Here is a 15,945-nt window from a genome sequence, read left to right on the forward strand (position 1 = left end):
GGTTTTCAGGGATGGGGTTATCGATCTTCTTTGGTGTGCCAGACGCGCAGAATAATGATACGGGTGTCGGTAAGTTCGTAAATCATCTCGTAGCTACCGACAAACAAAGAGCGGACGTCGCGCGGCGAAAATGCTTCATCTGCTGGGCCTATTTGTGGATGCAGTAACAGCAGTTCTGGCGCATCGGCAAGCATCGTGACGACTTTTCGCGCCGCTTCGGGATTTTTCAGAAATAAAAAACGGGATAACCTTTCGATATCCTGTAATGCAAGCAGCGTCCATTCTAATTGCATGAAGAATACCTATTTTCGGGGCGTGGGTAAGGGGAGTGGATTAGCCGTACCCAGACTTTTAAGCCAATTTGTGGCTTCTGCATTACTGAGCGTTTCACCACGTTCTACAGCCTCCAGCCCTTGCTGGATCATGGATTGTCGCAACTCCGCGCGCTCGACATATTCTGCCAGCGCACGCTTGATTATCCAGCCGCGCGAGCGCTCGCTACTTTCTGCAAGTAAATCAACTTTTTGTGCGAGTTCTATTGGGACATGCGCGGTTAGCACTTTGGTCTCAGGCATGTTGCCACCTTAAGCAATGTGATTTTTTAAAAATCGTATCGATTAGGTTGTCGGATTTCAACCCTTTTGCAAGAAAAACAGGCCACCGAAGTGGCCCGTCTGGTTATGGCTGAGGAAAGACGATATTAGTCCCCGGCGCTTCGCGGTGCAGATGGATAAAGTTCAGGTGGCGCTCATACTGATCCAGTATGTCAATGATCACCTGTTCTTTGTTGTAATCCATCAGATCATTGCCCTGGCTGCCCTCCAGCAGGAAGGTTTCCAGCCGGAAGTAGTGCGATTTCCCGCTGCGTGCGCGGTAGGTAAAGCCCGGTACGGAATATTGCTGCGGCCACACCTGATAGACAAAATCTTGCTCCTCACCGAGGTGGACACGCAGATCCAGATAGCCCAGCGGCTGGCCTTCCTCCGGCGCGACATTTTCAAGCGATACGCGTCCACCGCGCAGTTCCAGCTCTTTCGCCACATCCTGCATCGCCGGGTAAATCACTGTTTCCATCATCTGCCGGGTGTAATGCGTGCCCGGATAATTCATCAGCCGCGAGAGGCGTTTTTTCCAGCTCAGGCGGTCGTTGCTTGCCGGAATATATGGCGCGGTTTCGCGGCTGGCGCTGGCGCGACGATGATCTTCCACCTTCAGCGATTTATACAGCCCGGCCATAATAAAGAAGATCACAAAACTGAACGGCAACCCCATGATCACCGTGGTATTTTGCAGCGCGGAAATACCATTGGTCATCAGCATGCCCATGGTCAGCACGCCGATGGCGACCGACCAGAAAATCCGCAGCCAGTTTGGCGCATCGCTATTGATATCTTTCAGCTTCGAGGTGAAATTGCCCAGCACCAGCGAGCCGGAATCCGCCGAGGTGACATAAAACAGCAGGCCGGTAATGGTGGCGACAGAAGCACTGAGTTTAAACGCCGGGTACTGCGCCAGCAGGCTGTAGAAACCGCGTTCGGCATGGGAGATAACCTCCTGGGCGAACCCCGCATCACCGTGAATGATTTCATACAGCGCGGCGTTACCAAACACCGACAACCACAGCAGGGTGAAGGTAAACGGAATGATCAGCGTGCCGAGCACGAACTCGCGAATAGTGCGCCCACGGGAAATTCGCGCGAGGAACAGCCCGACAAACGGCGACCACGCGACCCACCAGGCCCAGAAGAAGAGCGTCCAGCTGTTCATCCACTCTGTCGGACGATCAAACGCAAAGGTGTTCAGCGTCATGCCCATAAAGCGGTTGATGTAATCCCCCACGTTGAGCACCAGCGCGTTGAGCAGAAAATCGGTCTTGCCCATAAACAGCACGAACAGGATCAGCCCGAGCGCCAGCGCCACGTTCAGCTCCGACAGGATGCGAATACCTTTATCCACCCCGGAGGTGACCGAAATGGTGGCGATCACCACCGACAGCACAATCAGCGCCATCTGCGCGGTTAGCCCTTCCGGCACATCGAACAGCACTTTTAAACCGTAATTCAGCTGTACCACGCCAATGCCGAGCGTGGTCGCGATACCAAAAATGGTGCCGATCACCGCGGCAATATCCACCGTGTGACCAATCGGGCCGTTAATGCGTTTGCCGAAAATCGGGTATAGCGCCGAACGAATAGTGAGCGGCAGGTTATAGCGATAGCTGAAGTAGCCCAGTGCTATGCCCATCAGCGCATACATCGACCAGCCGGTTAAACCGTAGTGGAACAGTGTCCATACCATTGCCTGACGCGCGGCTTCCATCGTTTGGCCTGCGCCTTCCGGTGGCTGCATATACTGCGTGACCGGCTCCGCCACCGAGAAAAACATCAAATCGATACCGATCCCGGCGGCAAACAGCATCGCCGACCAGCTCAGCAAACTGAACTCCGGCTTGGACTGCTCCGGCCCGAGTTTGATGGCGCCGTAGCGTGAGCAGGCCATATAGACCACAAAGACGATATACAGCGTCGCGGCCAGCATGTAATACCAGCCAAAGGTGGATGACACCCAGTTAACGGTGGTCTGGATCCAGGCAGCGGCAAAATCGCTGTACAAAATGGTGACCAGTGAAAATGTCAGAATCAGTCCGGCAGAGGTGTAAAACACCACGGGATTGATTCTGTCTTTTTCACTGGCAGGTGGATTAATCATCGGTTACCTCTGGTTAATTTCCTGTAATTTTTCAAAAGATTAACTTAATAACATCGGTTGTTTTATCGCGCTTGTTCCTCTCTTTTCTCGCGGTTTGTTTCGCCGTGTTCAGCTTACACATTCCCGCTTCGTTTATTTAACAATTGAAGCACAGTATCCTAACAAAATCTTTTTTTATATTGAACGTGCAATCAAAAAAAGATTAAATAAGGCCCTTACATTGCGGTGGAGATGGAGCCATGCCAAAGGTGGGAATGCAGCCGATACGCCGTCGGCAGCTAATTGATGCGACCCTGAGTACCATTAATGAAGTGGGCATTAACGATGCCACGATTGCGCAGATTGCGCGCCGCGCTGGCGTATCGACCGGCATCATCAGCCACTACTTCAAGGACAAAAATGGTCTGCTGGAAGCGACCATGCGCGACATCACCCGCCAGTTGCGCGACGCCGTGGCACAGCGATTAAAACCCCTCGCACAGGCCAGTACCGAAACGCGTTTGCTGGCGATTGTCGAAGGGAATTTTGATGACAGCCAGGTGCACAGCGCGGCGATGAAAGCCTGGCTCGATTTCTGGGCCAGCAGCATGCATCAGCCGCAGTTGGGTCGCCTGGAGCGCGTCAGCAGCCGCCGGCTGTTTTCCACGCTGGCGGCGGAGTTTCGCCGCGATCTGCCGCGTGAACAGGCACGGCTGGCGGCGCATGGCCTTGCTTCGCTGATCGATGGACTTTGGCTACGCGCGGCGTTGAGCGGCAAGCCCTTTAACCTGGACATTGCCAGAACGCTCACCACCCAATTTATTCGCCAGCAACTGGCTGGCGCGACGAATCACTGAGAAGGAGGAAGTATGTCCCGATTCGCAGAACAGCAGCTCTATATCCATGGTCAATACGTCCCGGCTGCGGCGGGTACCACATTCCAGACCATCAACCCGGCGAACGGCGAGGTGCTGGCCGAGGTGCACGAAGCCGGGCAGGCCGATGTCGATCGCGCCGTTGCCAGCGCGCAAAAAGGGCAGAAAATCTGGGCCGCGATGACCGCAATGGAGCGCTCGCGCATCCTGCGCCGCGCCGTCGATATTCTGCGTGAACGCAATGATGAACTGGCGGCGCTGGAAACGCTGGACACCGGTAAACCGCTAAGTGAAACCCAGGCCGTCGATATCGTCACCGGCGCGGATGTGCTGGAGTATTACGCGGGGCTTATCCCCTCGCTTGAAGGTCAGCAAATTCCGCTGCGTGAAACCTCATTTGTCTATACCCGCCGCGAGCCGCTTGGCGTGGTGGCCGGGATTGGCGCGTGGAACTACCCGATTCAGATTGCGTTGTGGAAATCCGCCCCTGCGCTGGCGGCCGGAAACGCGATGATCTTCAAACCGAGCGAAGTCACACCGCTCACCGCGCTGAAGCTGGCGGAGATTTACAGCGAAGCGGGTGTGCCAGATGGCGTATTTAACGTGCTGAACGGCAGCGGCGCGGTAACCGGCCAGTTGCTGACTGACCATCCGGGCATCGACAAAGTCTCTTTCACCGGCGGCGTTGCCAGCGGTAAGAAAGTGATGGCGAATGCGGCTGGCTCGACGCTGAAAGAGGTGACCATGGAGCTGGGCGGGAAATCGCCGCTGATTATCTTTGACGACGCCGATCTCGATCTCGCCGCCGATATCGCCATGATGGCGAACTTCTATAGCTCCGGCCAGGTATGCACCAACGGCACGCGCGTGTTTATTCCGAAGGCCTTGCAGAGTGCGTTCGAAGCGAAAATTGTTGCGCGCGTGGCGCGCATTAAAGCCGGTAATGTCAACGATCTGAACACCAATTTCGGGCCGCTGGTCAGCTTCGCACACCGCGACAACGTGATGCGTTATATCGAAAGCGGCATCAACGAAGGCACGCGCCTGCTGTGCGGCGGTAAACGTCTGACCGGCGGTGAGTTTGACCACGGTGCGTGGGTAGAACCCACTGTATTTACCGATTGCCGCGACGAGATGACCATCGTGCGCGAAGAGATCTTCGGCCCGGTGATGTCGATTCTGAGCTATGAGCACGAAGAAGAAGCGGTGCGCCGCGCCAACGCCACCGATTACGGTCTGGCGGCGGGGGTGGTGACGCAGGATCTTAACCGTGCGCACCGCGTCATTCACCAGATTGAAGCGGGGATCTGCTGGATCAACACCTGGGGCGAATCCGCCGCCGAAATGCCGGTGGGCGGTTACAAGCATTCTGGCATCGGGCGCGAAAACGGCCTGATGACGCTGCAAAACTATACGCAGGTCAAATCCGTCCAGCTCGAACTGAGCCGTTTTCAGTCCGTATTTTGAAAAAGTTTTAACCTGAGGAGCGACGAATGGAATTTGATTACATCATCATTGGAGCCGGATCCGCAGGGAACGTTTTGGCAACAAGACTGACCGAAGAGAGCGATGTCAATGTACTGCTGCTCGAAGCGGGCGGTCCCGATTACCGTTTTGATTTTCGTACGCAGATGCCTGCGGCGCTGGCTTACCCTTTGCAGGGGACGCGCTACAACTGGGCCTATGAAACGGAACCTGAGCCGCACATGAATAATCGCCGCATGGAGTGCGGGCGCGGTAAAGGGCTGGGCGGTTCATCGCTGATTAACGGCATGTGCTACGTGCGCGGCAACGCGATGGACCTCGATAACTGGGCGCAGCAGCCGGGTCTTGAGCACTGGACCTACCGCGACTGTCTGCCCTATTACCGTAAATCGGAAACGCGCGATATTGGCGCCAACGACTACCACGGCGGCGACGGGCCGGTTAGCATCACCACCTGCAAACCGGGCAATAATCCGTTATTTGCCGCGATGATCGAGGCGGGCGTACAGGCCGGTTACCCACGCACTGACGATCTTAACGGCTATCAGCAGGAAGGTTTTGGCCCGATGGATCGCTTTGTCACGCCGAAAGGCCGCCGCTCCAGCACCGCGCGCGGCTATCTCGACATGGCGAAAACGCGGCCGAACCTGAAAATCATTACTCATGCCACCACCGATCGCATTCTGTTCGACGGCAAACGCGCGACTGGCGTGGCCTATTTGCACGGTTCCAGCGACACGCTGCATGAAGTGCATGCGCGCCGGGAAGTGCTGCTCTGCGCGGGAGCGATTGCCTCGCCGCAAATTTTGCAGCGCTCCGGCGTCGGTGCCGCTGAGCTGCTCAAACAGTTTGATATTCCGCTGGTGCACGATTTACCGGGCGTGGGCGAAAACTTGCAGGATCACCTGGAAATGTACCTGCAATATGAGTGCAAAGAGCCGGTGTCGCTCTACCCGGCGCTGAAGTGGTGGAACCAGCCGAAAATCGGTGCGGAGTGGCTGTTCAACGGCACCGGCATTGGTGCCAGCAACCAGTTTGAGGGCGGCGGGTTTATCCGCAGCCGCGATGAGTTCGCCTGGCCGAATATTCAGTACCACTTCCTGCCAGTGGCAATTAACTACAACGGCTCAAATGCGGTTGAAGCGCATGGCTTCCAGTGCCACGTGGGTTCCATGCGTTCGCCAAGCCGGGGTTTTGTGCGTCTGAAATCGCGCGATCCGCGCCAGCATCCGGCGATCCAGTTTAATTACATGGCGCATGAGCAGGACTGGCACGAGTTCCGCGATGCGATTCGCATTACCCGGCAAATCATCAACCAGCCGGCGCTGGACAAATATCGCGGGCGGGAAATCAGCCCGGGCATTGAGTGCCAGAGCGATGAGCAACTGGATGAGTTTGTGCGTAACCATGCGGAAACCGCGTATCACCCGTGCGGCACCTGCAAAATGGGCAGCGATGAGATGGCGGTGGTTGATGGTGAAGGACGTGTTCACGGGCTGGACGCCTTGCGCGTGGTGGATGCCTCGATCATGCCGCTGATCATCACCGGTAACCTCAATGCCACCACCATTATGATTGGCGAGAAGATTGCCGATAACATCCGTGGCCGCACGCCGCTGCCGCGCAGCAATGCGGATTACTTTGTCGCGGGCGATCGCCCGGTTCGCGGCACACCGCTGCGGGCGTAAAAGAAAATGCCGCCGGTAAGCTCCTTACCGGCGGCATTACGCCAGCAAGAACGATTAGCGCGACAGCGCTTCCACTTTTTCAAACGCCGCGCGCAGCGTATCGGCGGAGAGTTTCACCGGCAGGTAGTGAATCGACTCCACCGGGCGCAGAGTGTGAGCAATCACCCTATCCAACTCCGCGCGGTTATTGATATCCACCTCCAGTTCCGCAAGCGTTGTCGGCAGGTTGAAGCGCTGATAGGCGTTAATCAACTGTGCCAGCACATCGTCCTGGCCGAGCAGGGCGCTTTGTACCAGAATGCCGTACGCCACTTTGGTGCCGTGCAGGAACTTCTCTGTTTGCGGCAGCACCGTTAACCCGTTGTGTACCGCGTGTGCGGCGGCTACGCGGGTGTAACGTTCGCCCAGCCCGCCAACCATCCCGCCACCGGCAATAATCGCATCCACCACATCGCGAAATGGCTGCGTCTCGTCGCCACGCTGCTGGTCGGCAAGGGCTTGTTCACTGCTTTCCAGCAACACATCGCGGATCGCCAGCGCGCCGTTAATGCCCAGACGCACGGTGAGCGGCAGCGTTTCCGGCTGTGGCGCTAACACCACCGCTTCATACCATTTCGCCAGCGTATCGCCGATGCCCGCCAGCAAGTATTCCGCAGGCGCATGGAGGATGATTTGCGGTTCCACCAGCACCAGGAAATTGGCGTCGTCGAAGATCTCAAAGTGCAGCGCTTGGCCGGCATCGTTATACCAGACCGACAGCGGCGTCCATGCCGCGCAGGTGGCGGCAATGGTCGGAATGGCAACCACCGGCAAACCGAGACGGCGCGCCACCGCTTTGGCGGTATCCAATAGCGCGCCGCCACCAAGCCCAATCACCACTGCGCGATCGTCGCCCGCCTGCTGCGCCAGTTCGCTCACGTCGTGTTCGCTGCAGTGGCCTTTAAACAAAATGTGTTTTGCACCTGGCGCGTTAAACCCTTGCGGCAAAAACGCTTTAGCCCCGGCAAAGGCGCGCTCGCCATAGATCCATACTGCGCGCGCCAGTTGTTCTTCGCTGAAGAAATCGTGCAGCCGCGCGAGGCTACCGGCGTGGGAAAAGTAGTTGGCCGGGCCGGGTACGACGCGGATATCAGTGCTGTTCATGTGTTGTGTCCTTGTGCGTGATCGCTAACCCGATGTTATGTCTGGACATCCGGATGGCTAATAATTTTTAGCTTTATCTTATGCATTTTCTGTCGTTGCCAGTCAAGCGAGGCTGTGAAAAATTCGTTAAATCAACCTATTAATTGCAGGAACACCGTGCGAATGAGCAGCAACCACCTCGAAATGCGCGGCATTAGCCTGGCCTTTAGCGGCTTTAAAGCGCTGTCGCATGTGGATTTCACCCTGCGCGGCGGTTCGGTGCATGCCTTAACCGGTGCGAACGGCGCGGGGAAATCGACGCTGATGGCGGTGCTGTGCGGCACGTATGACCATTACGAAGGGGAAATTGCCATCAACAACCAGGCGGTGTCGATTCGCACCCCGCGTGATGCCAAACAGTTCGGCATTCATCTGGTGCAGCAGGAAGTCGATGTGGCGCTGATCCCCGGTTTAAGCATTGCCGAGAACATCATGCTCGATACGCTGGCGGACGCCGGGCACCGCTACCGCTGGGGCGAGATCCGCCACCGTGCGCGCGAAGCGCTGGCGCAACTGGACGTTGAGCTTGAGGTGAAACGCTCGATTGATAGCTGCACGCTGGCAGAAAAGCAGCAGATTTTGCTGGCACGCGCGCTTTCGCATCACTGCCGTTTTTTAATTCTTGATGAGCCTACCGCGCCGCTCGACCAGCACGAAAGTGAGCGCTTATTCACCGTGGTTAAACGCCTGCAACAGCAGGGTATTGGCGTGGTGTTTATCTCGCACCGCATCCATGAACTTAAAGCGATTTGCGACACCTTAACGGTGCTGCGCGACGGCAAATTAATTGAATCCGGCCCAATGCGTGAGCTGAGCGGCGAAGAGATTGTCGAGAAAATGCTCGGTCATGAGCTGAGCGACATCTACCCGCCTGCGCGCCCGCCGCACAGCGAAGAGGTGCTGTTAAGCATTGACGGTTTGCACGACGAGGGGCTGCTGAAAGATATCTCGCTGCGCCTGCGCAAAGGGGAAATTCTCGGCATTGCTGGTCTGGCGGGTGCGGGGAAAACCGAGCTGTGTAAAGCGCTGTTCGGTGCGAGTAAAAGCCGAATCAACCGTGGCGAGCTGAATAACCAACCGTGGCGGCCGCGCGATCCGGCCGATTCCGTGATGCGCGGGCTGGCGCTGGTGCCGGAAGAGCGGCGCAAAGAGGGCATCTTTATTGAAGAGCCGGTGAGCATGAATTTGTCGATCAGCGCGGATAATAGTTTCTCGCGCTGGGGATTTTTTGCGCATCGCCAGGCCTGGCGCTGGGCGCAGGAAGTGATTGCCCGCGTCGGCGTGCGCACCAGCGGGCCGGGGCAGACGCTGCGCCGTCTTTCCGGCGGCAACCAGCAGAAAGTAGCGATTGGCAAATGGCTGCGCGGTCACGCCAATGTGGTGATTTTCGATGAGCCGACCAAAGGCGTGGACGTGAAAGCGAAAACCGACCTGTTCCAGTTGATTGATGGCCTGGCGCGCGAAGGCAAAGGGGTGATTTACGCCTCGGGTGAATTCGCCGAACTGGTGGGGTTGTGTGACCGGATTTGTGTGCTGTGGGATGGGCGCATTGTGGCGGAAGTGCAGGGCGAGGATGCCCGCGAAGAGACGCTTCTTTATTATTCCACCGGAGGAACGGCGCCGTGAGTAAGGCCCTTTCAGTCAATGCGGCGGTAACGTCCCGCCAGCAGTTTTTTGATTTTCTCTATAAATGGGGCATGTTGCTTACCGTGGTCGCGCTTGTCGCCATTTTCGGCGTGGCGTCGGACAACTTCCTCGATCCGTTCAACATCATCAACATTTTGCGCTCGATCGCCATCGTTACGGTGATTGCGATTGGCGTCTCCATTTCGCTGACCATCGGCGGGTTTGATCTCTCGGTCGGCTCCACCGCTTCACTGGCGAACGCGCTGGTGATTTCGCTGTTTGTCTGGCACGGCGTTGGCACCACCGAAGCGATCATTATCACACTGGCACTCTGTACGCTGGTGGGCTTGTTTAACGCCTTTTTGATTGTGGTGCTGCGCATCCCGGACATGCTGGCAACGCTCGGCAGCCTGTTTGTGATTCAGGGCGTGGCGATGACCTACAGCTATGGCGGCTCGATTACCGAAAATATGGTGTTGCCGAGCGGGGATATGGCAGAAGGCACCATTCCGGCGGCGTTTGGCCTGCTCGGTCAGGTGCCAACCATTGTGGTCATTATGCTGGTGGTGACAGTGGTTGCGCAGTTGGGTTTGTCGCTGACCACCCACGGTCGCCGCATGTATGCCATTGGCGGTAACCTGGAAGCGGCGCGTCTTTCCGGCATTCGCACCACCCGCTACAAAGTGGCGGCGTATGTGATTGCTTCGCTGCTCGCCGGGCTTGGCGGCATTCTGCTGGCGTCACGCATTGGCTCTTCGCAGGTCAACGCCGGCGGCGGTTATTTGATGGATGCGGTAGCGGCGGCGTGGATCGGTTTTTCGCTCGCCGGTTCCGGCAAACCGAATGCGCTCGGCACGCTGGTAGGGGCGGTTATTCTCGGCGTACTGCAAAACGGGCTGGTGATGCTCTCCGTGCCCTATTACGCGATGGACATTATTAAGGGGCTGGTGCTGGCCGGTGCTCTTGCGTTGACTTACTTCCAGCGTCGTTAATTATCCAGGGGAAAACAGATGAAAAAAATTGCACTCTCACTGCTGGCGCTGGGCTTACTGAGCGCGCTGCCAGGCCACGCCACCACACCTGCGCCGGTGCCGGACGCCATTGCTAACCATCACGGGCCGATACGCATTGCGCTTATCCGCAACCTTGGTTCGGACGATAACACCACGCAGTTTGTCTCCGGTGCGTTGCAGGAAGGCAAAAAGCTCGGCTTTAAAATCAGCACCTTTTTGAGCAACGGCGATGATGCCAAATTCCAGGACTTCGTTAACCAGGCGATAAGCCAGAAGTATGACGGCATTATTCTGTCGCAGGGGCGCGATCCGTACTCCACCGATCTGATTAAAAAAGCCGTTGCTGCGGGCATCAAAGTGGCGGTGTTTGATACCGCCGTCAACGGTGACATTCCGGGGGTGACGGTTACGCAGCAGGATGACGCCTCGCTGACCAAACTCTCCTTTGGCGAGCTGGTGAAAGATTTCAACGGCAAAGCCAACATTATCAAATTGTGGGTTGCCGGTTTCCCGCCGATGGAGCGCCGTCAGGCCGCCTACGCCGAGTTGCTGAAAGCCAACCCTGGCATCAAAGAGCTGGAGTCGATTGGCGCGGTCTCTTCTGATGTGCAGGGCGACACGGCTAACAAAGTGGGCGCGGTGCTGGCGAAGTACCCGAAAGGGCAGATTGATGCGATTTGGGGCACCTGGGATGCGTTCAGCCAGGGCGCGTATAAAGCGCTGAAAGAGAACGGTCGCACCGAGATCAAACTCTACAGCATCGACGTTTCCAACCAGGATCTGCAACTGATGCGCGAGTCGGGCAGCCCGTGGAAAGTGAGCGTGGCGGTGGATCCGAAACTGATTGGTGCCACTAATGTGCGCCTGATTGCCAACAAAATTGCCGGTGAACAGACGCCAGCGACGTATGACTTTAAAGCCGCTGCTATTCCGCAAGCGCTGCTGGCAAGCCAGCCGGGCGCGGTGAACGTGGCGTCGCTTGGCAAAATCATCCCGGGCTGGGGCCAGACGGAAGATTTTATCGCGCCGTGGTTCGCCACGCTGGAAGCGAAAAACAAGTAAGGAACGGACATGGCGAGTGAGTTACCGCGTCCCGAATACAGCCGCAATATGCGGCTGATTGGCCACAGCGATCAGGGCGGTCGCCCGGATGGCGTGCAACTGATGGTGCATCGCGGCTTTGCCTATATCGGGCATATGGTATCGCAGGGTTTTTCGATTGTGGATGTGCGCGATCCGAAAAAACCGAAAGCCGCCGGTTACGTACCGGCACCGCCGGGCACCTGGAATGTGCATCTGCAAGCCCACGACGACTTGTTGCTGGTGATCAACGCCCGCGATCTGTTCGCCGATGCGCGGTTTGCCGATGAAAAGGTCTATTACACCCGTTCGGTCGGCGAGACGGTTAGCGATGTGCAGGATAAAGGCTGGAGCGCCGGGCTGCGTATTTTTGATATCTCCACGCCCGATAAACCGCATGAAATCAGCTTCCTGTCGCTCAACGGCATCGGCATTCATCGCATCTGGTATGTAGGCGGGCGTTGGGCGTATGTCTCGGCGCTGATCGACGGTTTTACCGACTACATCTTCCTGACCATTGATCTGGCCGATCCGCGCAAACCGCAGGTTGCCGGGCGCTGGTGGCTACCGGGTATGAACCAGGCCGCAGGGGAAACGCCAGCGTGGCCGGAAGGCAAACGCTATGCGCTACACCACGCGATTATCGCCGGGGATACGGCGTACGGTAGCTGGCGCGATGGCGGTTTAACGCTGCTGGATGTGAAAGACAGAACGCAGCCAAAGCTGATCAGCCACCGCAACTGGAGCCCGCCGTTTGGCGGCGGCACGCACACCGCGCTGCCACTGCCGGACAGGGACTTGCTGGTGGTGCTGGATGAAGCGGTGCTCGACAATCAGGAAGATGGAGAGAAACTGATCTGGCTGTTTGATATTCGTGAGCCGTCAAACCCGGTAAGCATCTCCACCTTTCCGCAGCCGGACGAAACCGATTATGTGGCGAAAGGGGCGCATTTCGGGCCGCACAACCTGCACGAAAACCGCCCCGGCAGCTTTATCAGTTCGACACTGATTTTCGCCACTTACCAGAACGCGGGCGTGCGGGCTTACGATATTTCTAACCCATATCGTCCGGTGGAAACCGGCGCGCTGGTGCCTGCCGCGCCAGCGAAGATGATGGATACGCGGCCTGCACGCCCGCGCGTTATTCAGTCTTGCGATGTGTTTGTTGATGCGAACGGGATTATCTACAGCACCGATTACAACGGCGGGCTGTCGGTGATTGAGTATCTGGGGTAGTGAGGCCCTCTCCCCCGACAGGGGGAGAGGGCTGCGTTAGCTGTACTGGCGCACGCGGGCAATCAGCTCATCGACGTTCTCAATGCGCTCGGCGATGACAATCAGCGCTTTACCGAGCGTGATGGCGTGGCGCAGGCAGGCGTGGCGCATCGCTTCATCGTTGATGGTGTCGATATCGGCGACGTGCGAAAGTCCGACGCTGCGGCGAATGAGCTCGGTGCCGCAAAAACCGATCGCGTCGGTCCATACTTTTTTCAGGAAAGCGCTGGCATAGCCCGGTTGTGCTAGCGCTGCGTCGCGGGTTTTCTCGCTCGCTAGCGCCTGAAAGCGCTCGGCGAAGGTGGTCCATAAGGTTTGAATATCGGCCAGACGCTGTTCACGCGCGCTGGCCGCATCGCGAATGCCCAGATGCCCCGGCAAACCGCAGTAGTTGAGCAGCAGGTTGCCGATGGCGGTGCCGATATCAAAACCGATGGGGCCAAAGTAACCAAACTCGGCGTCAATCGCTTTCAGGCGACCCTCGGCGACAAAAATCGAGCCGCTGTGAATATCGCCGTGCAACAGCGCTTCGGCGTGGGAGAAGAAGCGGTGTTTAAGCGCCGCGACCGCCAGTTTAAGTTGTGCGTCATCGCGCAGGGCGGTGACTTCCGCTTCCAGCGCAGCCGGATAGTTGTTGCGCTCATGAACCTGGTAGGGATCGTTGAAAAACAGATCTTCAGTGATTTCGCACATTTCCGGGTTGATGAACTGCGCGACCTGCGCTTTTTTGGCATGCGGATGCAGATAAAAATCGCTGGTGTGAAACAGCACCTGCGCCAGGTATTCACCCAGTTGCGCAGCGGCTTGCGGGTAAGAGACGTTGTTTATCAATTCGCCGCGCCAGATTTTATGATCGGAGAGATCTTCCATCACCATCACCGCCAGCTCCGGGTCGAAGTGGTGGATTTTCACCGTGTGCTGCGGGCTATGCTGGTAGTGTTCCACCAGCGTTTGCGCCTCTAGCCGGGCGCGATCCAGCGTTAACGGCCAGGACTCACCGACGCAGCGCACATAGGGCAGTGCCTGTTTAACGATGATGCGGCTCACGCCCTGGGTATCGAAAATTTTGAACACCAGATTGAGGTTACCATCGCCCACCTCCTGTGCGTCCACCAGTTCGGACGGGTTGTCCAGGCCGCCAAATTGTTGTGCATACGCCACGGCATCGCGGGCGGAGAAGGTACGGTATTGCGACATTGCCTCGATCCTCTTTTGCTAATAAAGCCATTTAGACGTCTATACATCCGGAATTCATCCTGACACAATACGCTACAACAACGCAACAGGGATTTAACGCAATGCAGCCATTACAGACCACCAGCCTGCGAGTCGCCGACAATCAATTATATATTCTCGACCAACAGGCCTTACCGCAGCAGAAACAGTGGCTACCGGCCAGTACGGTAGAAGAACTTGTCGGTCATATTCATGCCCTGCGCGTGCGCGGAGCACCGTTGATTGGCCTTTCTGCGAGCTTGTTACTGGCGCTGCTGGCAGAGCAGGGCGCCAACCGCGACCAACTGGCGAAGGCGCTGGGAACGCTGCGCGCCGCGCGCCCGACGGCGGTGAACCTGATGAATAACCTCGATCGCATGAAACAGGCGCTTACGCAGGAGCACGTTGTGGCGGCGTTAACTGCCGAAGCGCTGCGGCTTATCGAAGAAGATAAACAGTTGTGCGACAACATTGCGGTGGCCGGTAGCGCACTGGTGACGCCGGGCAGCCGCTTGCTGACCCATTGCAATACCGGCGGGCTGGCGACAGCGGGCGTCGGCACCGCGCTGGGTGTTATTGCGCGGGCGCATCAGCAGGGAAAAATTACCAATGTGTGGGTGGATGAAACCCGTCCTCTGTTGCAGGGCGGGCGTTTGACCGCCTGGGAACTGGGCGAGCTAGGCGTGCCGTATCAGTTAATTACCGATTCAATGGCCGCCAGCCTGATGGCGAAAGGGCAGGTGGATGCGGTATGGGTGGGCGCGGATCGCATTGCCGCCAATGGTGATGTGGCGAACAAAATCGGCACTTACTCGCTGGCGGTGCTGGCGAAATTCCACCACGTGCCGTTTTATGTGGCTGCGCCGCAAACGACGCTCGACCCGCACTGCCCGAACGGGGATGCCATTCCTATTGAGCAGCGCGCTGCCGCAGAAGTGACCGGCGTGGCCGGGAGTTTTGGCGCGGTAAACTGGGCGCCGGAAAACGCGCGTGTTTACAACCCGGCGTTTGATGTCACACCGGCGGCACTTATCAGTGGCTGGGTGCTGGACAGCGGCGTGGTGACGCCTGCCGATGTGGCTGGCGGGATATTCCAGCCACGCTAAGCGTAAACCGACAGGCGTCAATACCGCCGTCTGCTTGTCAGATGGCGGTGACTTATGTGATCAACCGTGCCGATCACACACAGGGCCCGGTGGCGCAGCCGTAGATCATAATTAACGGAAACGCGGGGATCAGTAAGGGTGCCACCCATGAGACATTCTGTTCGGTGGTGTCGTTAATTGTCACGGTCACCGGTTTTTCCAGCACGCGGGTGTCGGGGCCGGGCGGGTGTTGCAGAATATAGACCACATCCCCCTGCGCTCTGAAGGTTACCGCCAGCTTCTTATTCGGCTCAATAATGTTTGCGCCATAGTGATAACGCAGGCGCTCAATTTGCGCGGCACTGAGGCCTGAGGCATCAACCAGCGCTTTGTACTCAGCCGTCACTTTTTCATCTTTCACCACAAAGTTCACGGCAACGCCGGGAACATGACTGGCAAACTCCTGATAAAACTCTGCGTAGCGGGCGTAGGCATCAGCATGCGGATCGTTACGGATGAAGTTGTAGGCGTAATGGCTGGAATAGGCGGTGATGCGATCCTGGCGCACTTCAAGTTCAGTGATTTTGTCCCATTTCGGCATCGGGGTCGTCGTCGTGCAGCCACCCAGCAGCACGATAAAAAGCAGCACAATAACCTTTTGCATGGTTGCTCCCTGTAAGCGTTAGCGCCGGGGCAGCATACACGCCTTGCGGCGTGCCACAAAGGGAGGCTA

At 57.3% G+C, this 15,945-nt stretch carries 14 protein-coding genes; 8 read left to right on the plus strand and 6 right to left on the minus strand.

Translation table 11 applies throughout. From position 1 onward, the window contains the following. Positions 1–17 precede the first annotated feature (17 nt). From JKP81_RS09295 to JKP81_RS09305, 3 genes are all read right to left on the minus strand, one after another. Positions 18–293 (minus strand): type II toxin-antitoxin system RelE/ParE family toxin, encoded by a 276-nt coding sequence (locus tag JKP81_RS09295; RefSeq protein ID WP_200551513.1) that lies wholly within the window; start codon positions 291–293, stop codon positions 18–20. A 9-nt stretch (positions 294–302) separates the two neighbouring features. Next, entirely contained in the window at positions 303–575 is a 273-nt protein-coding gene (locus JKP81_RS09300; RefSeq protein ID WP_086871384.1) for a CopG family ribbon-helix-helix protein, read from the minus strand. 103 nt (positions 576–678) lie between these two features. Further along, positions 679–2,709, minus strand: a complete 2,031-nt coding sequence (locus JKP81_RS09305) for a choline transporter (protein ID WP_200551514.1) — start codon at positions 2,707–2,709, stop codon at positions 679–681. 239 nt (positions 2,710–2,948) lie between these two features. Between JKP81_RS09305 and betI the strand changes: the two genes are divergently transcribed. The 3 genes from betI to betA are packed head-to-tail and all read left to right on the plus strand — an operon-like array spanning position 2,949 to position 6,736. After that, the gene (betI, locus tag JKP81_RS09310; RefSeq protein WP_200551515.1) at positions 2,949–3,545 is read left to right on the plus strand and encodes a transcriptional regulator BetI; all 597 of its coding nucleotides are present in this window, start codon (positions 2,949–2,951) and stop codon (positions 3,543–3,545) included. Between the two features lie 12 nt (positions 3,546–3,557). Beyond that, positions 3,558–5,030 (plus strand): betaine-aldehyde dehydrogenase, encoded by a 1,473-nt coding sequence (gene betB / locus JKP81_RS09315; RefSeq protein ID WP_200551516.1) that lies wholly within the window; start codon positions 3,558–3,560, stop codon positions 5,028–5,030. A gap of 26 nt (positions 5,031–5,056) precedes the next feature. Next, on the plus strand, positions 5,057–6,736 hold the full coding sequence (betA, locus tag JKP81_RS09320) for a choline dehydrogenase (protein WP_200551517.1): 1,680 nt from the start codon (positions 5,057–5,059) through the stop codon (positions 6,734–6,736). A 54-nt stretch (positions 6,737–6,790) separates the two neighbouring features. Here betA and JKP81_RS09325 read toward each other — a convergent pair whose 3' ends face one another. Next, the gene (locus JKP81_RS09325; RefSeq protein WP_200551518.1) at positions 6,791–7,879 is read right to left on the minus strand and encodes an oxidoreductase; all 1,089 of its coding nucleotides are present in this window, start codon (positions 7,877–7,879) and stop codon (positions 6,791–6,793) included. A 162-nt stretch (positions 7,880–8,041) separates the two neighbouring features. Between JKP81_RS09325 and JKP81_RS09330 the strand changes: the two genes are divergently transcribed. Genes JKP81_RS09330 through JKP81_RS09345 form a run of 4 tightly spaced genes read left to right on the plus strand, consistent with a single transcriptional unit; the run spans position 8,042 to position 12,873 of the window. Next, entirely contained in the window at positions 8,042–9,544 is a 1,503-nt protein-coding gene (locus tag JKP81_RS09330) for a sugar ABC transporter ATP-binding protein (RefSeq protein ID WP_200551519.1), read from the plus strand. Beyond that, positions 9,541–10,536 (plus strand): ABC transporter permease, encoded by a 996-nt coding sequence (locus JKP81_RS09335; protein WP_200551520.1) that lies wholly within the window; start codon positions 9,541–9,543, stop codon positions 10,534–10,536. Before JKP81_RS09330 ends, JKP81_RS09335 begins: the two co-directional genes overlap by 4 nt. An 18-nt stretch (positions 10,537–10,554) precedes the next feature. Further along, complete coding sequence (locus JKP81_RS09340) at positions 10,555–11,619, plus strand: sugar ABC transporter substrate-binding protein (RefSeq protein WP_200551521.1); 1,065 nt, start codon at positions 10,555–10,557, stop codon at positions 11,617–11,619. A 9-nt stretch (positions 11,620–11,628) separates the two neighbouring features. Continuing rightward, complete coding sequence (locus JKP81_RS09345; protein WP_200551522.1) at positions 11,629–12,873, plus strand: LVIVD repeat-containing protein; 1,245 nt, start codon at positions 11,629–11,631, stop codon at positions 12,871–12,873. Positions 12,874–12,909: 36 nt separating this feature from the next. Here the strand turns inward: JKP81_RS09345 and mtnK are convergent, their stop codons facing one another. After that, positions 12,910–14,109 (minus strand): S-methyl-5-thioribose kinase, encoded by a 1,200-nt coding sequence (gene mtnK / locus JKP81_RS09350; protein WP_200551523.1) that lies wholly within the window; start codon positions 14,107–14,109, stop codon positions 12,910–12,912. 101 nt (positions 14,110–14,210) lie between these two features. On the opposite strand from mtnK, the gene mtnA reads away from it, so the two are divergent. After that, positions 14,211–15,233: an S-methyl-5-thioribose-1-phosphate isomerase gene (mtnA, locus tag JKP81_RS09355; protein WP_200551524.1), complete on the plus strand. Its 1,023-nt coding sequence runs from the start codon at positions 14,211–14,213 to the stop codon at positions 15,231–15,233. A 73-nt stretch (positions 15,234–15,306) separates the two neighbouring features. On the opposite strand, the gene JKP81_RS09360 is transcribed toward mtnA, so the two are convergent. Next, positions 15,307–15,876: a hypothetical protein gene (locus JKP81_RS09360; protein WP_200551525.1), complete on the minus strand. Its 570-nt coding sequence runs from the start codon at positions 15,874–15,876 to the stop codon at positions 15,307–15,309. Between the last annotated feature and the right edge of the window lie 69 nt (positions 15,877–15,945).

It is taken from the genome of Kosakonia sp. LAM2021, assembly GCF_016620385.1.
GTDB classification, from domain to species: Bacteria; Pseudomonadota; Gammaproteobacteria; order Enterobacterales; family Enterobacteriaceae; genus Kosakonia; species Kosakonia sacchari.